General features: G+C 70.9%; 18 protein-coding genes. 4 read left to right on the top strand and 14 right to left on the bottom strand.

The genetic code is table 11. The features are described 5' to 3' along the window. Positions 1-10: 10 nt before the first annotated feature. The 5 genes from IG78_RS0103985 to IG78_RS0104005 all read right to left on the bottom strand — a co-directional run bounded on the left by IG78_RS0103985 (position 11) and on the right by IG78_RS0104005 (position 5,354). The gene (locus tag IG78_RS0103985; RefSeq protein WP_030559764.1) at positions 11-913 is read right to left on the bottom strand and encodes an LLM class flavin-dependent oxidoreductase; all 903 of its coding nucleotides are present in this window, start codon (positions 911-913) and stop codon (positions 11-13) included. Positions 914-1,133: 220 nt separating this feature from the next. Continuing rightward, entirely contained in the window at positions 1,134-2,066 is a 933-nt protein-coding gene (locus tag IG78_RS0103990; protein ID WP_037685092.1) for a MerR family transcriptional regulator, read from the bottom strand. A gap of 59 nt (positions 2,067-2,125) precedes the next feature. Then, positions 2,126-2,716 (bottom strand): metal-dependent hydrolase, encoded by a 591-nt coding sequence (locus IG78_RS0103995; RefSeq protein WP_030559766.1) that lies wholly within the window; start codon positions 2,714-2,716, stop codon positions 2,126-2,128. Continuing rightward, positions 2,713-4,494: an SDR family oxidoreductase gene (locus tag IG78_RS0104000; protein ID WP_030559768.1), complete on the bottom strand. Its 1,782-nt coding sequence runs from the start codon at positions 4,492-4,494 to the stop codon at positions 2,713-2,715. The genes IG78_RS0103995 and IG78_RS0104000 overlap by 4 nt, the downstream gene beginning before the upstream one ends. After that, entirely contained in the window at positions 4,491-5,354 is an 864-nt protein-coding gene (locus IG78_RS0104005) for a M24 family metallopeptidase (RefSeq protein ID WP_030559769.1), read from the bottom strand. The genes IG78_RS0104000 and IG78_RS0104005 overlap by 4 nt, the downstream gene beginning before the upstream one ends. A 322-nt stretch (positions 5,355-5,676) precedes the next feature. Here IG78_RS0104005 and IG78_RS0104010 point away from each other — a divergent pair, with 322 nt between their 5' ends. From IG78_RS0104010 to IG78_RS0104025, 4 genes are read left to right on the top strand one after another with little or no spacing between them, the layout of a single operon-like run. Next, complete coding sequence (locus tag IG78_RS0104010) at positions 5,677-6,750, top strand: ABC transporter ATP-binding protein (protein ID WP_037685043.1); 1,074 nt, start codon at positions 5,677-5,679, stop codon at positions 6,748-6,750. Beyond that, a complete protein-coding gene (locus tag IG78_RS0104015; protein ID WP_030559771.1) occupies positions 6,740-7,621 on the top strand; it encodes an ABC transporter permease in 882 nt (293 codons plus the stop codon). The genes IG78_RS0104010 and IG78_RS0104015 overlap by 11 nt, the downstream gene beginning before the upstream one ends. A gap of 53 nt (positions 7,622-7,674) precedes the next feature. Further along, complete coding sequence (locus IG78_RS0104020) at positions 7,675-8,586, top strand: ABC transporter ATP-binding protein (protein ID WP_030559773.1); 912 nt, start codon at positions 7,675-7,677, stop codon at positions 8,584-8,586. A gap of 11 nt (positions 8,587-8,597) precedes the next feature. Next, positions 8,598-9,320 (top strand): ABC transporter permease, encoded by a 723-nt coding sequence (locus IG78_RS0104025; RefSeq protein WP_030559774.1) that lies wholly within the window; start codon positions 8,598-8,600, stop codon positions 9,318-9,320. A gap of 464 nt (positions 9,321-9,784) precedes the next feature. Here the strand turns inward: IG78_RS0104025 and IG78_RS0104030 are convergent, their stop codons facing one another. The 9 genes from IG78_RS0104030 to IG78_RS0104070 form a co-directional block, all read right to left on the bottom strand. Continuing rightward, the gene (locus tag IG78_RS0104030) at positions 9,785-10,624 is read right to left on the bottom strand and encodes an HAD family hydrolase (protein WP_030559775.1); all 840 of its coding nucleotides are present in this window, start codon (positions 10,622-10,624) and stop codon (positions 9,785-9,787) included. Further along, positions 10,621-11,910 (bottom strand): serine--tRNA ligase, encoded by a 1,290-nt coding sequence (serS, locus tag IG78_RS0104035; protein WP_030559776.1) that lies wholly within the window; start codon positions 11,908-11,910, stop codon positions 10,621-10,623. Before serS ends, IG78_RS0104030 begins: the two co-directional genes overlap by 4 nt. A 615-nt stretch (positions 11,911-12,525) precedes the next feature. Beyond that, positions 12,526-13,461 carry a prephenate dehydratase gene (gene pheA, locus IG78_RS0104040; protein ID WP_030559777.1) on the bottom strand — a complete coding sequence of 312 codons (936 nt, stop codon included), beginning with the start codon at positions 13,459-13,461 and terminating at the stop codon, positions 12,526-12,528. A 125-nt stretch (positions 13,462-13,586) separates the two neighbouring features. Next, on the bottom strand, positions 13,587-14,846 hold the full coding sequence (efeB, locus tag IG78_RS0104045; RefSeq protein WP_030559779.1) for an iron uptake transporter deferrochelatase/peroxidase subunit: 1,260 nt from the start codon (positions 14,844-14,846) through the stop codon (positions 13,587-13,589). A gap of 4 nt (positions 14,847-14,850) precedes the next feature. Next, positions 14,851-17,076, bottom strand: coding sequence for a copper resistance CopC/CopD family protein (locus IG78_RS0104050; RefSeq protein ID WP_063760697.1), 2,226 nt, complete (start codon positions 17,074-17,076; stop codon positions 14,851-14,853). Positions 17,077-17,092: 16 nt separating this feature from the next. Next, positions 17,093-17,743 carry a copper chaperone PCu(A)C gene (locus IG78_RS0104055; protein ID WP_051852340.1) on the bottom strand — a complete coding sequence of 217 codons (651 nt, stop codon included), beginning with the start codon at positions 17,741-17,743 and terminating at the stop codon, positions 17,093-17,095. Beyond that, positions 17,740-18,444: an SCO family protein gene (locus tag IG78_RS0104060; protein ID WP_051852341.1), complete on the bottom strand. Its 705-nt coding sequence runs from the start codon at positions 18,442-18,444 to the stop codon at positions 17,740-17,742. Before IG78_RS0104060 ends, IG78_RS0104055 begins: the two co-directional genes overlap by 4 nt. A gap of 90 nt (positions 18,445-18,534) precedes the next feature. Continuing rightward, positions 18,535-19,281, bottom strand: a complete 747-nt coding sequence (locus IG78_RS0104065; RefSeq protein WP_030559784.1) for a YcnI family copper-binding membrane protein — start codon at positions 19,279-19,281, stop codon at positions 18,535-18,537. A 179-nt stretch (positions 19,282-19,460) separates the two neighbouring features. Further along, on the bottom strand, positions 19,461-20,357 hold the full coding sequence (locus IG78_RS0104070) for a hypothetical protein (protein ID WP_030559785.1): 897 nt from the start codon (positions 20,355-20,357) through the stop codon (positions 19,461-19,463). Between the last annotated feature and the right edge of the window lie 116 nt (positions 20,358-20,473).

The raw sequence follows: 20,473 nt of genomic DNA on the forward strand, positions 1-20,473 counted from the left end.
GAGCGTCCGCTCAGAGCTGGGCGAGCGCCTCCGTGGCGATGCGCTCGAAGAGCTTCTCGTCCGCGGCGAAGTCCGTGCCGGGCAGCGGCCAGTGCAGCACGATCTCGTCGATGCCGAGGGCGGCGTGGCTGCCCGCGAAGTCGACGAAGGCGTCGAAGGAGTCGAGCGGGCGGTCCGGGGTGAAGCCGGTGAGCAGCACCTTGCCGAGCTCGTCGACGTCACGGCCGAGCTCCGCGCAGGCCGCGCCGAGCCTGCCGACCTGGCCGCGGATGGCCTCCAGGGACTGCTCCGGGGTACCCGACTCGGAGATCTTCGGGTCGCCCGTGGTCACCCACGCCCGCCCGTGCCGCGCGGCGAGCCGCAGACCGCGCGGGCCGGTGGCGGCCACGGCGAACGGCAGCCGGGGGCGCTGCACACAGCCAGGGATGTTCCGCGCCTCGTACGCCGCGTACCGCTCGCCCTCGTACGTCACCGAGTCCTCGGTGAGGAGACGGTCCAGCAGCGGCAGGAACTCTCCGAAGTGGTCCGCGCGTTCACGGGGTGTCCAGGGCTCCTCGCCGGTCCTGCGCAGCGTGCTCGCGTCGAAGCCGTTGCCGCCCGCGCCGATGCCCAGCGTGATCCGTCCGTCGGAGACGTCGTCGAGCGTGATCAGCTCCTTGGCGAGCGTCACGGGGTGCCGGAAGTTCGGCGAGGTGACGAGCGTGCCCAGGCGTATGCGCTCGGTCACCGCCGCGGCCGCGGTCAGGGTGGGCACCGCGCCGAACCACGGCCCGTCGCGGAAGGTCCGCCAGGACAGGTGGTCGTAGGTGTACGCGGTGTGGAAACCGAGGTCCTCCGCGCGCTGCCAGCGCTCCTTGCCGCCGTCGTGCCAGCGGCGTACGGGAAGGATCACGGTGCTCAGACGCAGACTCATGGCTCCGAGGGTACGGCGGCGCCCGCCGTGACCACGGACCGGCTCCGGCCGGGCCCCAGGGTATGAGCGAGATCATACGGGCGAGCCGCCCGGGACGGCTTGTTCTCCGGGCACTCGATTTCGCGCCACCCACTCTTCATCCATGGAATTCGAGCAGGAGGTTTGATCCACAACCAACTCCAGTTATCCACAGGCTCGTTGATGATTCTGTGGATAACTGCTACTCAAATTGCGGCTTTTGGGCAACTGGCTGTTTATCGCCCTTACTTGCGGCCAACGCGTCCAATGTCCTGCTCTGTACCTCCCGTTCAGCGGCAGCCGCGATGAAGGCTGCGGCGTTCTCCACACCAACAAGGCTGTGCACGGCGCGCATTGTGTGGGCAGGCAGGGCGACATTCTGCGGCTCGTCGCTCGGCTGCGCGGCTTCCTCCGGGGTGAGGTGGCGGCGCAGGTACCGGGTCGCGAACGTCCTCATGGCGCGCGCCAGTTCGGCGTCGACCGACTGCTGGGCCAGCGGCCGCAGACGCCGGACGAGCGAGGCCGCCTCCGCGGCGTCCGCCTCGCTCGGCGGGCTGTTGCCGAGATAGCGCGCGAAGACGTGCTCGTTGGTGAACTCCAGGAAACGCGCGGCGATGTGCTCCACCTGCCCCCTCAACTCCCGCAGATGAGCCGCTATCGCCGACAGCGGCACCCCCGCCGCGTGCAACTCCGCCGCCACCGCGAGCTCTTGCGGGCTCGGCACCAGGAACTCGTCGTCGCGTCCCGGCAGCGGTTCGAGCACACCGAGCGCGACCGCGTCCGCGACCGCCGCGTCGTCCGGATCGCCGCCGAACGCCGCGTCCAGCTCCGCCCGCGTGATCCGGTCGGCCTTCTCGTCCGTCCAGGGGCCGTCGACCTCGGCGACCAGACCCAGCACACCCCCGAGGCCGCGGCCCGTGTCCCAGGCCTCCAGGAGCTCCTTGATGGACGCCAGGGTGTAGCCCCGGTCGAGCAGGTCGGCGATCTGGCGCAGCCGGGCCAGATGCGCGTCCCCGTACACATTGGACCGGCCCCGCCGCTCGGGGCGGGGGAGCAGACCGCGGTCCTGGTAGGCCCGGATGGTGCGCACCGTGGCGCCGCTGTGATGCGCGAGGTCCTCTATGCGGTACTCCACCCGCGGCTCACCCGGGGCGGGCACCGACTCCTCGGCGACTGCCGGCCGTTCCTCCACGCTCAAGACCTTCCCGACGCTCCGTACCGCTGGGCGATGGCCGCGCGGGCCGCCACCGCCGCCGCGGCCCGCGCCGCGGGCGACTGCGCCAGATACGCGACGGCCTTGCGCAGCGATCCTTCCTGCGACGGATGGTACGACCGCCGCAGATAGCGGGGTACGGCCGCGCCGAGCTCCCGCCAGGCGGGCAACAGGCCCCTGCCGACCGCTCTGTTGTACTGCCCTAGGGACAGCCGCAGTTGTCCGGCCAGGCGCGGGTCGTGCCGGATCAGATAGGTGCTGCCCCAGATCCACAGGTAGTCGGCCGTCTCCAGGCGTTGCGCCGTCAGGTGGTCGAGGACGTGCGCGTGCTGCACGCTGTGCGTGGCCTCCTGGCCCATGAAGCCCTTCACGTCCGTCAGCAGGACCGGGTCGGTGACCAGCGGCAGGCCCTCCTTGAACACCTTCACGAACCACCGCTCCCCCGCAGGGAGCAGCAGGTGCAGGACGTTGATGACGTGCGTGGCCGTGGGCTCGTCGGGTATCCAGTGCAGCGGTGTCCCGTCCCAGTCGAACGAGACGCGGCGGGGCACTATCGCGTGGTGATCGCTCACAGTGGTGGCTCCAGTCGGGCTATCGCGCGCAGGGCCTTGGGTGTGAAGCGGGACATCAGATGGGCGCCGCGTGCCTCCGGGGTGACGGGCACGACGGCCTGATTGCGGACGACGGCGCGCAGCACGGCGTCGGCGACTTTCTCCGGCGGGTAGTTCCGCAGGCCGTAGAGGCGGCTGGACTTCTTCTGGCGGCGCTTCTCCTCGTCGGCGGAGACACCGGCGAAGCGGGTGGTCGCCGTGATGTTCGTGTTCACGAAGCCCGGGCAGATCGCCGAGACGCCGATGCCCTGCCCGGCGAGCTCGGCGCGCAGGCACTCGCTGAGCATCAGGACCGCGGCCTTCGACGTGCTGTACGCGGGGAGGGCCTTGGAGGGCTGGAAGGCCGCGGCGGACGCCGTGTTCACGATGTGGCCGCCCTGACCGCGCTCGGCCATCTGCCGCCCGAAGAGGCGGCAGCCGTGGATCACACCCCACAGATTGACGTCGAGGACCTTCTTCCAGTCCTCGGTGCTGGTGTCGAGAAACGAACCGGAGAGGCCGATGCCCGCGTTGTTCACCAGGACGTCCACCACGCCGTACTCCGTGGCGACCTTCTCGGCGAGTTTCTCCATGGCCTGCTCGTCGCTGACGTCGACCGTCTCGGGCCAGGCCGCCGGGGCGCCGACGAGGCGGGACAGCTCCGCGGTGCGCGCGGCGGCCTCCGCGTCCCGGTCGACGGCGACCACCCGCGCGCCCGCCTCGGCGAACGCGAACGCCGTGGCCCGCCCGATGCCGCTGCCCGCGCCCGTGACGAGGACCAGTTGGCCCGCGAACCGCTCGGCGTGCCTGCCGGGAGCCGGGGCCGCCGCGCTCGCCGGGACGGCGGGACCGCCGTCCTCGTGCGCCGTGACGAACTCCGTGATCCACGCGGTGAGCTGGTCCGGGCGGGTGCGCGGCACCCAGTGCTTGGCGGGGAGCGTGCGCCGGGTCAACCGCGGTGCCCATCGGCCGAGGTCGTCGTAGAGCCTCTCGGAGAGAAAGATGTCGCCGGACGGGACGATGAGCTGCACGGGGGCGTGGGCGTACGCGTCGGGGCGCGGCCTGCGCAGCCGGGAACGAACGTTGTCGCGGTAGAGCCAGGCGCCGTGTGCCGCGTCCGACGGCAGCGACAGCGTGGGATAGCCGTCCGCGGGGACCTTCTCCAGGCGCCGCAGGAGCTTCGGCCAGCGCTTGCCGAGCGGGCCGCGCCAGGCCAGTTCGGGAAGGACGGGGGTGTGCAGCATGTACACGTACCAGGACTTGGCGCCCTGGTTGATGAGCTGGGCGGCCCTGCGCGGTGTGGGCCGGGACACACGCTTCTTGATCCAGTGCCCGAAGTGATCGAGGGAAGGGCCCGACATCGACGTGAAGGAGGCGATGCGCCCCTGCGTCCGCTCGACCGTCACGAACTCCCAGCCCTGCACCGAACCCCAGTCGTGGCCCACCAGATGCACCGGCTCGTCGGGGCTGACGGCGTCGGCGACGGCGAGGAAGTCGTCGGTCAGCTTCTCCAGCGTGAAGCCGCCCCGCAGCGGCTTCGGCGCCGTCGAGCTGCCGTGCCCGCGCACGTCGTACAACACCACGTGGAAGCGGTCCGCGAGGCGGACGGCGACCTCGGACCACACCTCCTTGGAGTCCGGATAGCCGTGCACAAGCAGCACCGTGGGCCGCGTGGCGTCCCCCAGCTCGGCGACGCACAGCTCCACGCCGCCCGTACGCACCCAGCGCTCACGCGCACCCAGAAGATCGACGGTGGTCATGCGGCAGCCCTTTCCTCGGCCCAGCGCCGCACATGCGGCAGATCGTCGTCCAGCCAGAAGGCGCTCTGCTCGGGGTCCGCGGAGTCGGTGACGACCAGGATCTCCTCGAACTTCGCGCCCGTACCGCGGAATCCCAGATGGGGCTCGACCGCCCAGAGGCCGGGCCGCGGCGGGTGGTCGGAGAACTTGTACGGCGACCACAGCGGGGACCAGCCGTCCCGGTGGCCGTGCAGCGCGTCGCTCGCCAGGCCCTTCAGGGACTGCGTGCCGAACCCGAAGACGTGCGGCGAGAGGCGGCGCTCCTTGACGCGGTCCACCTTGTGCGCGATGACGCCGAAGGGATACGCGCGATGGCGGTTGGCATACCCCTGGCGGACCATGAGGCGGTCCACGCTCTCGTAGATCTCCCGGAGCGGGCGGCGCTCGCGCACCTCCCGCAGGATCAGCTCGCGGTGCGCCTCCAGGTCCGCGAGCAGCTTGTCGTGCAGGGGATTCAGACCGAGGCAGCCGGCATAGCCGATGTCCGCCGTGAAGCCGTCGAGGACCGGCGCCATGTCGAGGATGAAGGGCATCCCCGGTTCGAGGCGGCGGTTGGTCGGGAAGAACTGGAGCGGTATGCGGAAGTTCACGAAGGCCGTGCGGTCCCCGAACCAGGCGAAGGGCAGATGGAACCAGTCCCGCACGCCCCGCGCACGCAGCCACTCGCGCTGCATCCGCGCCGCCTCGCGCTCCGTCACCCCCGGCTTGAGCTGGGCGGCTACCGCTTCCGCACATGCGTACGCGAGGGTCTGCACCCGCTGGAACCCCCGCAGCTCCGCTGAGAGCTCACCGTTCACCGCACCCTCCACCGCTGAGGTCATGCCACCGTCCGTCCGCCGTCTCCGCCATGCCGGGCCGCCGCACACCGCTGTGCCGACGTCCGTCTCCGTACGCGTTCGTAACTTGACACTGATGAATGTGACAATGCCTGGCGGCTGCGTCAATAGGTCTGCGCGACATGTGCGCGACCCTGCGGGACAGATCCGGGAGTTCCCTGAGGGAGCCTGGGGACTCGACTTCCGTCGGCCTCGGGGTCGACTTCCGGACGACCCCTACGGGCCCGTAATACTCGAGAGTGACGTCGGACCGGGTCTCAGGGCTGACGCCCGCTGTGGCCCGCGCCACTAGGTTCGAAACGTGACTGTGATCGCGACCGAAAGCCTGAGCAAGCGGTTCCCGAGGGTGACCGCGCTTGACCGGCTCTCCATGGATATCGGGCCCGGTGTGACCGGACTCGTCGGAGCCAACGGAGCCGGCAAGTCCACACTGATCAAGATCCTGCTGGGTCTGTCCCCCGCCACGGAGGGCCACGCGGCCGTGCTCGGCCTCGACGTCGCCACCAGCGGCGGCCAGATCCGCGAGCGCGTCGGCTACATGCCCGAACACGACTGCCTGCCGCCCGACGTCTCGGCCACCGAGTTCGTCGTCCACATGGCGCGCATGTCGGGCCTGCCGCCGGCCGCCGCGCGCGAGCGCACCGCGGACACCCTGCGCCACGTCGGTCTCTACGAAGAGCGCTACCGCCCCATCGGCGGCTACTCGACCGGCATGAAGCAGCGCGTGAAGCTCGCCCAGGCCCTCGTCCACGACCCGCAGTTGGTCTTCCTCGACGAGCCCACCAACGGCCTCGACCCGGCGGGCCGCGACGAGATGCTCGGCCTGATCCGGCGCGTGCACACCGACTTCGGGATCTCGGTTCTCGTCACCTCGCACCTCCTGGGCGAACTGGAGCGCACCTGCGACCACGTCGTCGTCATCGACGGCGGCAAGCTCCTGCGCTCCAGCTCCACCACGGACTTCACCCAGAGCACCACGACGGTGGCCGTGGAGGTCACCGACAACGACACCCACCCCGACGGCACCACCGCCCTCCGCGAGGCCCTGGCGGCCCGCGGCGTGGCCACGCACGACGACGGCGGCGGACTGCCCGGCGCCGGACACACCGTGCTGCTCGAAGCGGAGAGCGAGGAGACCTACGACCTGCTGCGGGACGTGGTGGCCGAACTCGGCCTCGGTCTCGTGCGGATGGAACAGCGCAGGCACCACATAGCGGAGGTCTTCCGCGCCCACGACGAACAGGCCGCACAGGGCGAGCCGGAGGCGGCCCCCGGCGCGGCCCCCGAGCCCGCCGCCAGGAACGCCACCGCGGCGACCGCGGCGGCACCGGCCACCGCGGCGGCCGCCGAGCAGACGGGAGGCGGCCGCGATGCCCGCTGACTCCACCCAGATCCACAACATCGGCTACCGCCACTACGACGGCCAGCGCCTCGGCCGCGCCTACGCCACCCGCTCCCTGTTCTCACAGAGCCTGCGCGGCGCCTACGGGCTCGGCCGCTCGGCCAAGTCCAAGGTCCTGCCGATGATCCTCTTCGGGGTCATGTGCGCCCCCGCGCTGATCATGGTCGCGGTCGCGGTGGCCACCAAGGCCAACGACCTGCCCGTGGACTACACGCGCTACGCCATCGTCCTCCAGGCCGTCATCAGCCTCTACCTGGCCGCCCAGGCCCCACAGACCGTCTCCAGGGACCTGCGGTTCAAGACCGTGCCCCTGTACTTCTCCCGACCCATCGAACGCGTCGACTACGTACGCGCGAAGTTCGCGGCACTCTCCAGCGCGCTGTTCATCCTGACGGCCGCGCCCCTGATCGTGCTCTACGTAGGAGCACTGCTCGCCAAACTGGACTTCGCCGACCAGACGAAGGGATTCGCCCAAGGACTGGTCTCCGTGGCTCTGCTCTCCGTGCTGTTCTCCGGGATCGCGCTGCTCATCTCGGCGGTCACCCCGCGCCGCGGCCTCGGCATCGCCGCCGTCATCGCCGTTCTGACCATCACCTTCGGGGCGGTGTCCACCGTCCAGGCGATCGCGCACGAACAGGGCAGCGACAGCGCCATCAGTTGGCTCGGCCTGTTCTCGCCGATCACTCTCATCGACGGCGTGCAGACCGCCTTCCTCGGAGCCACGTCCGCCTTCCCGGGGCAGGAGGGCCCCTCGGCCGGCACGGGCGTCGTGTACGTCCTCGTCGTCCTCGCCCTCATCGCGGGCAGCTACGCGGGCCTGATGCGCCGCTACCGGAAGGCAGGGCTCTGAGCCATGGCCCACCCGTCGCCCACCACCACCCTTCCAAGGAACGGGCTGCGCCCATGAGTTCTCTCACCATCGACCACGTCTCCCGCTGGTTCGGCAACGTCGTGGCGGTCAACGACATCACCATGACCATCAGCCCCGGAGTCACCGGTCTGCTCGGCCCGAACGGTGCGGGGAAGTCCACCCTCATCAGCATGATGGGTGGTTTCCTCGCCCCCTCCACGGGCAGCGTCACCCTCGACGGCCGGCCGACCTGGCGCAACGAGACGATCTACAAGCACCTCGGCATCGTCCCCGAGCGTGAGGGGATGTACGACTTCCTCACCGGCCGCGAGTTCGTCGTGGCCAACGCCGAGTTGCACGGCCTGGGCAAGAAGGCCGCCCAGCACGCCCTCGCCACGGTGGAGATGGAGTACGCGCAGGACCGCAAGATCTCGACGTACTCCAAGGGCATGCGGCAGCGCGTGAAGATGGCCTCCGCCCTCGTCCACGAACCGTCCGTGCTGCTGCTCGACGAGCCCTTCAACGGCATGGACCCGCGCCAGCGCATGCAGCTCATGGAGCTCCTGCGCACCATGGGCGAAGAGGGCCGCACCGTGCTCTTCTCCTCGCACATCCTCGAAGAGGTCGAACAACTCGCCTCCCACATCGAGGTGATCGTCGCCGGGCGCCACGCGGCCAGCGGCGACTTCCGCAGGATCCGCCGCCTGATGACGGACCGGCCGCACCGCTACCTGGTGCGCTCCAGCGACGACCGCGCGCTCGCCGCCGTCCTCATCGCCGACCCGTCGACCGCGGGCATCGAAGTCGACCTCGAAGAGGGCGCACTGCGCGTCCAGGCCGTCGACTTCGGCCGCTTCACCACCCTGTTGCCACGCATCGCCCGCGAACACGGCATCCGGCTCCTGACCGTCTCGCCCTCGGACGAGTCGCTCGAGTCGGTCTTCTCCTACCTCGTCGCGGCCTGAAGGGAGCCATCGTGTACGACCCCACTGTCGCCCGGCTCACCTACCGGGCCCTGCTCGGCCGCCGCCGGGCCCTCATCCTCTTCGCCCTGCCCCTGCTGCTCATCGTCATCTCCGTGGCGGTACGTGCCCTCAGCGGCGCCGACGACCAGGTCGCGTCCGACCTGCTCGGCGGCTTCGCCCTCGCCACGATGGTGCCGATCATCGGCGTCATCGCGGGCACCGGCGCGATCGGTCCCGAGATCGACGACGGCTCGGTGCTCTATCTGCTGTCCAAGCCGGTCAAACGGCCCACGATCATCGTCACCAAGCTGACCGTCGCGGTCGCCGTCACCATGGCGTTCTCGGCGCTCCCGACCTTCGTCGCGGGCATGATCCTGAACGGCAACGGCCAGCAGGTCGCCGTCGCCTACACCATCGCCGCCCTGGTCTCGTCCATCGCGTACGCGGCGATCTTCCTGCTGCTCGGCACCATCACCCGGCACGCGGTGGTCTTCGGCCTCGTCTACGCCCTGGTGTGGGAGGCGCTCTTCGGGTCCCTCGTCGCCGGTGCCCGCACGCTGAGCGTCCAGCAGTGGTCCCTCGCCGTCGCCCACAAGGCCGCGGACGGTGGTGACCTGGTCACCTCGGACGTGGGGCTGCCCGCCGCGGTGATCCTCCTGGCCGTGGTCACGGCCGGTGCCACCTGGTACGCGGGGCAGAAGCTGCGGACGCTGACGCTGGCCGGGGAGGAATAGGCCGCTCCACCGGCGTTCACGGGGGTGGGGGCCCGGCCCCGGGGCGGGTGTGTGCGGGTGCTGCTGTCGGCTAAATTCGGTGGCGGTTCGCCGTGGGGGTCGGCAGAGTTGGGGGTGTCACCGCGCCGGGTTCGTCCCGGTGCTCACCTTCTGGGAGTGGAGCCGACGGCGTCCCTTCGACGGTTCGTCGCGCTTCCGGCAGGGCGGTTCGGGGCGTGCTCCGGGGTAGTTAGTCACTCCGTGCGAGCGCGCTACGGGGGATCGCCCGGGGCGGCCGCTTCGAGCGCGCATCTTCGCTGCGCGGGCCGCCCACCCAACGTTGCGCCGGGCCGGGCCCGGGTCGCGGGAACGTTCCCGTGACCCCGGGCCCGGCCCTTGCGCGCGTCCACATCACGGGTGCCGTAGGCAGGGGCTGTGCCCACAGGGGGCAGGGGCCGCCCGCCGTCGTGGGCTGAAAGGCCGTGTTACGGCAGGAGGCGTTCCAGGACCCGTGCGATGCCGTCCTCCTCGTTGGAGGACGTCACCTCGTCGGCCACAGCCTTGAGGTCCTCGTGGGCGTTGGCCATGGCCACGCCGTGTGCGGCCCAGGCGAACATCGGGATGTCGTTGGGCATGTCGCCGAAGGCGATGGTGCCCGCGGCCTGCACGCCGAGGCGGCGGGCCGCGATGGACAGGCCCGTCGCCTTCGTCAGGCCGAGCGGCAGGAGTTCCACTATTCCCTCGCCCGCCATCGTCACGCCGACGAGATCACCGGCGGTCTCCCGCGCCACGGCCGCCAGGGCGTCGTCGTCGAGCCCGGGATGCTGGACGTACACCTTGTTGAGCGGAGCGGCCCACAGATCCGCCACGTCCGTGAACGGGACGAAGGGGAGCGGGCCCTCCTGCACCACGTACCCGGGGCCGACCAGGACCTTGCCGTCCAGGCCGTCGCGGCTCGCGGCCAGCGCCAGCGGGCCGACCTCCGCCTCGATCTTGGCGAGGGCGAGCCCGGCGAGCTGCCGGTCCAGGGTCACGGAGGTCAGCAGGCGGTGCTCGCCCGCGTGATAGACCTGCGCGCCCTGCCCGCACACCGCGATCCCGCGGTAGCCGAGGTCGTCCAGGATGTGCCGGGTCCAGGCGACGGAGCGGCCGGTCACGACGATGTGGGCCGCGCCCGCCGCGGTGGCCGCGGCGAGCGCGTCCCGGGTGCGCGCCGAGATCGTGTCGTCGGGGGACAGGAGCGTCCCGTCGAGGTCGGTCGCGACGAGCGGATACGGAAAGGCCGGTCCTGCGGTGCCGGTCGGGGCGGCGGGGGCGGTGCTCACTTGGCGAGGGGCTCCAGGATCTCCCGGCCGCCCAGATACGGCCGCAGGACCTCGGGGACGCGCACGGAACCGTCGGCGAGCTGGTGGTTCTCCAGGAGCGCCACGATCGTGCGGGGCACCGCGCACAGCGTGCCGTTCAGCGTGGCGAGCGGCTGCACGGCCTTCTTGCCTTCGCTCTCCGCACGCATGCGCACCGAGAGCCGGCGGGCCTGGAAGCTGTCGCAGTTCGACGCCGACGTCAGCTCGCGGTACTTGCCCTGGGTGGGGATCCAGGCCTCGCAGTCGTACTTGCGCGAGGCCGAGGCGCCCAGGTCGGCGCTGGCCACGTCGATCACCTGGAAGGGCAGTTCGAGGCCGGTCAGCCACTGCTTCTCCCAGTCGAGGAGGCGCTTGTGCTCGTTCTCCGCGTCCTCCGGGTCGACGTACGAGAACATCTCGACCTTGTCGAACTGGTGCACCCGGAAGATGCCGCGGGTGTCCTTGCCGTACGTACCGGCCTCGCGGCGGAAGCAGGGGGAGAACCCGGCATACCGCAGCGGGAGCTTGTCGGCGTCGATGATCTCGTCCATGTGGTACGCCGCGAGCGGGACCTCGGAGGTGCCGACCAGGTAGTAGTCGTCCTTCTCCAGGTGGTACACGTTCTCGGCGGCCTGGCCGAGGAAGCCGGTGCCCTCCATGGCGCGCGGGCGCACCAGGGCGGGGGTGAGCATCGGGGTGAACCCGGCCTCGGTGGCCTGCGCGATCGCCGCGTTGACCAGCGCGAGCTCGAGCAGCGCGCCGACGCCCGTCAGGTAGTAGAAGCGGGATCCGGAGACCTTCGCGCCGCGCTCGACGTCGATGGCGCCGAGGGCCTCGCCGAGCTCCAGGTGGTCCTTGGGCTCGAAGCCCTCGGCGGCGAAGTCACGGATCGTGCCGTGCGTCTCCAGGACGACGAAGTCCTCCTCGCCGCCCACCGGCACGTCCTCGTGCACGAGGTTGCCGAGGCGCATGAGCAGGCGCTTGGTCTCCTCGTCGGCGTCGTCCTGCTCGGCGTTCGCGGCCTTGACCGCGGCGGCGAGCTCGCCCGCCTTCTTCAGGAGCCCGGCCTTCTCGTCGCCGGCCGCCTTGGGGATGAGTTTGCCGAGTGCCTTCTGCTCGGAGCGCAGCTCGTCGAAGCGGAGCCCGGACGACCTGCGCCGCTCGTCGGCGGAGAGCAGGGCGTCGACAAGATCGACGTCCTCTCCACGGGCGCGCTGCGAAGCGCGAACACGGTCGGGGTCCTCACGGAGCAGGCGAAGGTCAATCACCCCTCAAGGCTACCGTCGCGTGGTTGCGGCCCACGAATCGATATTCTCGCTGTGTACCTTATGCCCGTTTTGCCGGATTGGCTTCGCGATCACCCCGGGTCTCGCGGGTCACTTCCGGCGTCGGTCGGGATGGCCGGAGATCGCCCCGCGTCGACCCGCATCGACCGGTTCGCGCAAGGTCAATAAAGCGGACACCATTCCCCGAAACGGGGCACAGGCCCCTTGTCGCCTTGACCGGATCGCCTTGTGCGCAACGGGACTTGGGGGCGCGGTTGTCCACAGGAGCGGGGGTTCCCGAAAAGTTATCCACAGGCTGTGCGAAAGATCTGTGGACGCCGGAATGGGGAGTTCCAAATACTCCTCCCGCGCCACTGGATTCCTCCCCCAAACCCCCTCCCGGCCAACTTTCGAGTGGAAATGGTTAACTCCAAAGAGTTGATCAATACAAAAGGGTGGACGAGGGGTGACGTGCGGGGGTGTGGACACAAGTGGGGGCCGAGTGCCGCTTTGTCGACGATGTCGCACTTCGTTGTCGACTTGTCCCCAGATCGAGAAGGGCACCTGTGGATAACTTCTGTGGACAACGTAAATCTGCAGGTAGGACCGCAGTAGCGCTCAGAATCGGCCGTCCTGGCACTGCGTGAGCCAGTCCGCCGCCGCCATGAATTCCCTGTCGGACGTGCCAGGACGCAGCGGTCGCACATCCTCGAGCGCCACACCGGCACGCGGGTAGGACCCGAGGAAGCGCAGCTTCGGGCAGATCCGCTTCAGGCCCATCAGGGCCTCGCCCACGCGACGCTCCGTGATGTGGCCCTCGGTGTCGACGCTGAAGCAGTAGTTGCCGATGCCCTGTCCTGTCGGCCGGGACTCGATGCGTACGAGGTTGACGCCGCGCACCGCGAACTCCTGGAGCAGTTCGAGGAGCGCACCGGGGTGGTCGTCGCCCAGCCAGATCACCAGCGAGGTCTTGTCCGCACCGGTCGGCGCGGCGGGCCGGGCGGGGCGGCCCACGAGCACGAACCGGGTCGCCGCGTTCTGCGCGTCGTGGATGTCGGTGACCAGGGGCTGCAGACCGTACGTCGCCGCCGCGAACTCACCGGCGAAGGCCGCGTCGTACCGGCCCTCCTGCACGAGCCGCGCGCCGTCCGCGTTCGACGCCGCCGACTCCCACACGGCGTGCGGCAGGTGCTTGGCGAGCCAGTTGCGCACCTGCGGCTGGGCCACCGGGTGGCCGGTCACCGTCTTGATGTCCTTGAGCTTGGTGCCGGGGCGTACGAGCAGCGCGAAGGTGATCGGCAGGACGACCTCGCGGTAGATCATCAACGGCTCGCCCTTGGCGAGCTCGTCGACGGTCGTGGTGACACCGCCCTCCACCGAGTTCTCGATGGGTACGAGCGCTGCCGCGGCCTCCCCGCTGCGCACCGCGTCCAGGGTGGCAGGCACGGACACCATCGGGACCAGCTCACGGGTGGCCGCTTCGGGCAGGGTGCGCAGGGCAGCTTCGGTGAAGGTGCCCTCGGGGCCGAGGTAGGTATATCGCGTCGCCGACATGCCGTCACACTAATGCGCCAGGTGGGACGGATGGCGTACGGCGACCGCGACAGCAGGGCGACGGCCACTGTTGACGCCGCCTCGCTCGACGCGACGCGCCTCGCCCGCAGCGAACCCCGGCCGCGTCACCCCTCCAGGAGCCGCTGCCCCACGTACTCCCCGGCCCCCGCCCCGCCCGGCACCGCGAACAGACCGCTCGCCTCGTGGCGGATGAACGCGGAGAGGGCGTCGCCGCGGTCGAGCTTGCGCTGTACGGGGACGAAGCCGTGCAGGGGGTTCGCCTGCCAGCAGACGAACAGGAGCCCGGCGTCGGGATCGCCCTTGGCGTCGAAGCCGTCGTGGTACGAGAAGGGCCGCCGCAGCATCGCGGCGCCACCGTTCTGGTCCGGCCGCGAGATACGGGCGTGAGCGTTGAGAGGGACCACGAGGTCACCGCCGGGGCCGGTCTTCTCCAACTGCATCTCGGTGGTCTCCGTGCCCCCGGTGAGGGGCGCGCCGTCGGACTTGCGGCGGCCGATGACCTCTTCCTGGGCGCGCGTGGACAGCTCGTCCCAGTCGTCGAGGAGCATCCGGATACGGCGTACGACGACATAGGAGCCGTCGGCCATCCAGGCCGGATCCGTGCCGTCCGGTCGGCCGGGCACGAAGATCCGCTTGTTGAAGTCGTCGTCGGACGGCTGGGGATTGTTCGTGCCGTCGATCTGGCCCATGAGGTTGCGGGTGGTCATGGGGCGGGTGGTGGCGCCGGGTGAGCGGTTGAAGCCGTTCATCTGCCAGCGCACCTTGGCCGCCGAACCGGCGAGGCGTTGCAGGGCGCGCAGCGCGTGGAAGGCGACGAGCGGGTCGTTCGCACCGATCTGTACCCAGAGGTCACCGTTGCTGCGGGCCTTGTCGAGGTGGTCGGAGGAGAAGTCCGGCAGCGGGTCGAGGGCGGCGGGGCGCTGCTTCTCCAGGCCGGTGCGGCCGAAGAAGCTGTGGCCGAAGCCGAAGGTGACGGTGAGCGCGGAAGGACCGGCGTCGCGCGCGATGTCCGTGTCCGGGCCCGCGCCGTTCACCGGCCTGCCCGCCATCAGTTGCTCGGCGGCCGTCGACCAGCGGCGCAGCAGGGCCGCCGCCTCTTTGCGCCCGGCGCCCGCGGCGAGGTCGAAGGCGACCAGATGGCCGCGGGACTGCGGGGGCGTGGTGATCCCCGGCTGATGTTTCCCGTGAAACATCACCTCGTCCGTGCCGAGCGTCGTCAGGGCCGCCCCGGACTCGCCGGAGCCGTCGGCGGAGTCCGAGGACGCGACCGCGTATCCGGCGGCGCTGCCCGCCGCGCCGAGGGCGAGGCCGGTGGCGCCTGCCGTGCCGAGCAGGCGCCGTCGCGAAATGGTGTGGTCCGCCATGAGGTCAGCCGATCTGCACGTTCTTGTCGAGGGTCACCTGGTCGATGTCGGAGGTGCGCACGGTCAGCTTGACCTGCCACTTTCCTGCCATCGGGAGCTGTACGCCGCTCGCGCTCCAGTGTCCGGTCGCGATGCGGTCGGGGGCGACGGGCAGCGGGCCGACGTCCTTGGCCTTGAGGGTGAAGGCGACCTTCACCTCGGGCAGGTCGAAGGCGCTGCCGTTGGGCCGGTTCGCGAAGACGTGCAGGTCGTTGCTGCCGGTGCGGCCCGGTGTGAGCTCCAGGCGCACGGTGCCCTTGCCGTCCTGGCCACCGGTGTCGAAGGGGATCTTGAGCTTGACGGGGCCTGTGGGCTGCTGCGCGGAGACCGAGGAGGCGTTCTTGGCCTCCTCCTCGGTGCGGCCGGGTTCGGTGCTGGTCAGAAGCGTGGTGACGGCGAGCACGACCACGGCGATGCCCGCCTCGACGAAGACCGTGCGCCGCAGGCCCGATCGGTGCGGGTCGGCGTCGCGGAGCCGCTTCTCGCGGGCGGCGTCCACGGCGGCCTGCTGCCGGGCGAGCTGCGCGGACCGCTTGTCCTGGCCGGGGGCCTTGCTACCGGTCCCCTTGCCGCCGCCGACTCCACTGCCGTGGCTGCCGACACCACTGCCGCTGCTGCCGCGCTTGCTGCCGCCGGTGCTGTCGGCCCCGCCGCGCTTGCTGCCGCCGGTGCTGTCGGCCCCGCCGCGCTTGCTGCCGCCGGTGCTGTCGGCCCCGCCGCGCTTGCCGCCGCCGCTGTCGTCGGTCCCGCCGCGCTTGCCGTTGCTGCCGTCGTCCTCGGCCTCCGTCGCCTCGACGCGGGCCGAGACCCCCGTCTTCGAGCTGTGCGCCACGGCGACGGGCTTCCTCCTCTTGGTCGTGCCCGTCGTGCCCGTGGTGCCCGTCCGCTGCTCCACGACCGCCGTGGCCGCCGCCTCGGGCGTCAGGCTTCCGGCCTCCGCGAGGATCCGGCCGGTCCAGCGCCGCGACATCGACGCGACGCTAACGAGGACGACGACGAGCCCGACCTTGACGAGCAGCAGTTGCCCGTACCCGGTCCCGGCGAGCGCGGACCACGAGCCGACCTGCCGCCACGACTGGTACAGGCCGGTCGCCACCAGGGCCACCACACTGCCGAATGCGACACGGGAGAAGCGCCGCACGGCATCGGTGTCGACGAACGGCGCGCGGTACAGGCACAGCAGGAGCGCGGCGAGCCCGCCGAGCCAGGCGGCGACGGCGAGCAGGTGCAGGACGTCGACGGGCATGGCGATCCCGGGCTGGATACCGGTGGACGCGTGCTCGGCGAGCGCCCAGGTCGCCGCGATACCGATGGCGACGACGCTGCCGCCGACGGCGAGGCCGAAGGCGAGGTCCCGCTTCTCCTTGGGGTCCTCGCGCCGCTCGTACGCGCCGAAGAGCACGGCGATGAACAGCGCGGCGGCCGCGAGCAGCAGCAGCCGCGAGACAAGGGCCGCACCGGTCTTGGTCTGGAGCACGTCGCCGAGCTTGGCCAGGTCGAAGGCATCGCCGAGCTTGCCGGAGCCGGTGTAGGGGGCGCGAAGCAGCAGCGTGACCAGGGTGGCGCCGGTGAGCGCGAGCCAGCCGCCGACCACGAGCCGCTGCAGCGCACGTACGCCGGCACCGCGCTGCCAGCAGCCGAGCACGAACGCGGCACCGCCGACGACGACGGTGAATCCGGCGTACGCGATGTAGCGGGCGAAGTCGTAGAGGCTGCCGACGAGTCCGCCGCCGACCTCCTGGTCGGACAGCGACACCTTGGTGGCCGACGGCGCGCCGATGGAGAAGGTGAAGGCTCCGGCGATGGGGTGGCTGTCGGCGGAGACGACCTGGTAGGCGACGGTGAAGGTGCCGTCGGGCAGCCCCGGCTTGAGCTTCACGCCGTAGGCGTGCGCGCCCAGGTCGCTGGTCCTGCCGGTGTCGACGCGCTTCCCGGCCGGGTCGAGGACCCGTACCGAACCGTCGGACATGGCGACCTTCTCGGAGAAGGTCAGTGACACCTGCCGGGGTGCCTCGTCGACCACCGCTCCCTGCTTGGGGTCGCTCCCGGTGAGCGCGGCGTGCGCGTCGGCGGGTGCCGCTGTGGCGAGCAGGGAGCCGAGGACGGCGCCGATCAGGGCGACGGCGACGATCAGCAGGCGCCCGTACCCGGTCAGGAAGGCCGGCCCCGGGCGGGGAGCGGTGGTCCGCATCAACTCTTCAGTCCCCTCAGTGCGACGCGTGCATGTCGGTCGGCTCGTCGGCCGCCGCGTGCTTGTCGGTGGTGGAGTGGGTCTTGGTGTTGCCGGAGTCGTGCTTCTCCGCGGCGCCGGAGGGGTGCTTCGCCGTGGCGCCGGAGTCGTGCTCGGCGCCCGCGTCCGGGTTGTACGTCGCGGCCCGCACCGCCATCGTGACGGTGATCGGCTTCGACTTCTCGAAGCGGAGGGTGACCTCGACCTTGTCGCCCTGCTTCGGCTTGTGCTTCAGCCTTTCGAGCATGATGTGGTTGCCGCCGCGGGCGAAGTCGAGCTCGCCGTTCGCGGGCACGTCGAAGGACTTCCGCTCCTTCATCGTGGAGCCGACGGTGGCGTGCAGGGTGACGCTGCCCGCGAGCGGGCTGGAGGCCGAGACGAGCTTGTCGGCCGCACCCTTGTTGGTGATTTTGAAGAAGCCACCGGCCATGTCGTCCATGGCGGGGGCGGGGATGTAGGCGCCGCTGACGGCAAGTTCGGGCTTCTTCGCGGCATTGGAGGAGGCGGAGGCCGAGCCGGAGTCGGAGGAGCCGGAGTCGTCGCCGCAACCAGCGAGGACGAGGACCGCGGTCAGCGCGAGGGCGCCGCCGCCAAGGAGACGGCGACGGCGGGTGGTGCGGTGGTTCACGGGTTCTGTCCCTCGATGATCTTGGGGAGGTCCTGCTCGTAGTCCTTGGCCGTCGCGTCCTTGCCGTTGTAGACGACGTAGCCGGTGTCGGACTTCGGCGAGAAGGCGATGACCTGTGTGCCGTGCATCGACTCGATCTTGCCGTTCTTGAGCTTCTTGGACGGCTCGATGCTGATGCCGACGGTGCGGGCGCTGCCCTGGATGGTCGGGAAGTCACCGGTCAGGCCGATGAACTCGGGGTCCTGGGCCTTCAGCCACTTGCCGAGTTCCTTGGCGGTGTCCCGCTTCGGGTCGGTGGTGACGAAGACGACCTGGAGCTTGTCGAGCTCCGCCTTCGTGACGGTCATCTTCTGCAGCAGGCTCTTCTTGGCGACCGCGATGTTGCTCATCGTCAGCGGACAGACGTCGGGGCAGTTGGTGTAGCCGTAGTAGAGGAGCACCGGCTTGCCCTTGGTCTGCTCGCGCAGGTCGTACTTCTTGCCTTGGGTGTCCTTCAGGACCAGGTCCGGCTTCTTGAACGGCTTGTCGAGGACGGTCGCCGCCCGCTTCGTCTCGGACTCCATCGACACGTCGGCGACCGGCTGGTCCTTCTTGCCGTCGCCCGAACCGCACGCCGTCAGGGTGAGGGCGGCCGCGGCGAGGAACGCGGCGGCGGTGAGCGTCTTCGTGGTCTGCTTGCTCGACTTGCTCGACTTGCTCAATTTGCTCAACTTGCGCATACGAAAATGTCCCAGATGTGAGGGGGCCGGGACGCGCCGGGGCCGGGGCCCGCGGCGCGTCCCGCGGGCGGCTCAGCTATTGGCGCGGCGACGTCCCGCGAGCACCCCGAAGGCCACGCCCGCGGCGCCGACGACGATGCCGACGATGCCGAGGGTCCGGGCGGTGGTGTCGCTGCTGTCGCTGTCGGACGCCTTCGAGGAGGCGGTCTCCTCGCCGTCCTTCACTCCGGTGGCCTTGGCGTCGTCGTCGGACGCGGCACCGCCGCCGTGGTGGTCGCCGGCGGCGCTCAGCGCGAGGGCGGGCGCCGGGAAGTCCGGCTCCTTCGCGCCCTTCTGCTGCGGCTCGATCCAGCGGACGACTTCCTTGTTGCTGTACGTCTGGAGGGCCTTGAAGACCATCTGGTCGGCGTCCTCGGGGAGCTGGCCGACGGACAGCGGGAACTTCTGGAAGGTGCCCGGCTCGATGCCCTTGCCGTCGGCGGTCCAGGTGACCTTGGAGACGGCCTCGTCGATCTTCTCGCCGTGGATCTCGATCGGCTTCTTCAGCTTGGTCTTGGTGACCTTCGCCTTCCAGCCCGGCACGGGCTGGGTCATCACCGAGGCGAGCGGCTGGTCGGCGGGGAAGGTGACCTCGAGCTTGGTCGTCGAGGCGTCGTCGCGCTCGTTGGGGACCTTGAAGTTGACGGTCGCGTAGCCGCCCTTGGCGGCCACGCCCTCGGCGGTGACGCTCACGTGCGCGAACGCCGGGACGGCGGAGAGCAGCAGGACGGCGGAGGCGGCGGTGCCGGCGACGACGGAGACGCGGGTCAGGGACTTCATGGCGGAGTGCTCCAGTTTCAGCAGGCGGGCACGGGGTCGTGTCCGTGATGAACGGTGAATACGGCCGTACGCACTGTGGTGTTCGGAAGGGGACGCGGCGGCGGGCCTTACGGCCACGCGGGCGCGTGTGGATGCGCGACGCGGCACCCCTCCGGGTCGTACGGGAGGAGCAGTCCGCGTCAGGCGGCGAGAGTGAGTGCGGCGGGTGCGGGCGGGCCCCGCCGGATCACCGTGTCCTCGAGCGCTGCGGTCCTGGGCCGCGGCGGTACGAGGGTGTGGGCGGCCCGCACCGGGCCTGCCGTGGGTGCGCCGGTGAGCCCGGCGCGCAGGACTCGTACCAGCGCGAGGGCGGCCCGCAGGGACCGCATGAGCGCCGCCTCGGTGACTCCGTACGCCCCCTGGGCGGAGAGCCGCACCAGGCGGGTGAGCGCGAGGTCGCCGCGGCGCAGCAGCCAGCCCGCGGCGAGCGCCGCGAGGAGGTGCGCGAGCAGCATCGGCAGGGACGGCAGCAGGGCGGCCGCGGTGCCGGTCTCCATCGAAGGCCCCATCGAAGGCCCCATCGGCTGCGGGGGAGCCGCCGTGGCCCCGGCGTGGGCGTGCGCCGCGTGCGCGCCGCCCGCCGGGCCGAGCCCCGCGCCCTCCAAGATCTGCCGGGCCTGGAGGGGGGTGATGGTCGCGCCGCCCGCACCGCACACGATGCGGGCGGCACGCTCGACGAGCGAACCGGTGTCCTGGCCGCCGCCCGCGGAGGCCGCGGCCATCGCTGTGCCGTGCTGCTGGCCGAGGCCGAACAGGGCGTGCAGCGCGAGCTGGCCCGCGGCGAGCGCGGCCGCGATCCCCGGCAGCGTCCGCTCGCGCCCGGCGAGGGGCACGGCGAAGGCGAGGACCGCGAGGAAGGCCACGGCCAGCGTCCACAGCGGTACGGCGGCACACGAGGCGAGCACATGGCCCCCGGCGGACAGCGCGACGCAGACCGCGGCGAACGTCGCGGCCCGCAGCAGCCGGAGGTCGACTCCGGCCCGCAGCAGCCGGAGGTCGGCTCCGGTGCGCGCGTGGCGCTGGTGGGGGGCAGTCATGGCCGGGCCATCATCGCACCAGGCTCCCCCCGCGCCTACGGCAGGTCGACAGGCTTCCTCCGCGCAGAACGGGTACTCGACTACACCGGGCGGGGTTGCCACCGCGTCCGCCGTAT

The organism is Streptomyces aureocirculatus (assembly GCF_000720475.1).
In the GTDB taxonomy this organism is placed as follows: domain Bacteria; phylum Actinomycetota; class Actinomycetes; order Streptomycetales; family Streptomycetaceae; genus Streptomyces; species Streptomyces aureocirculatus.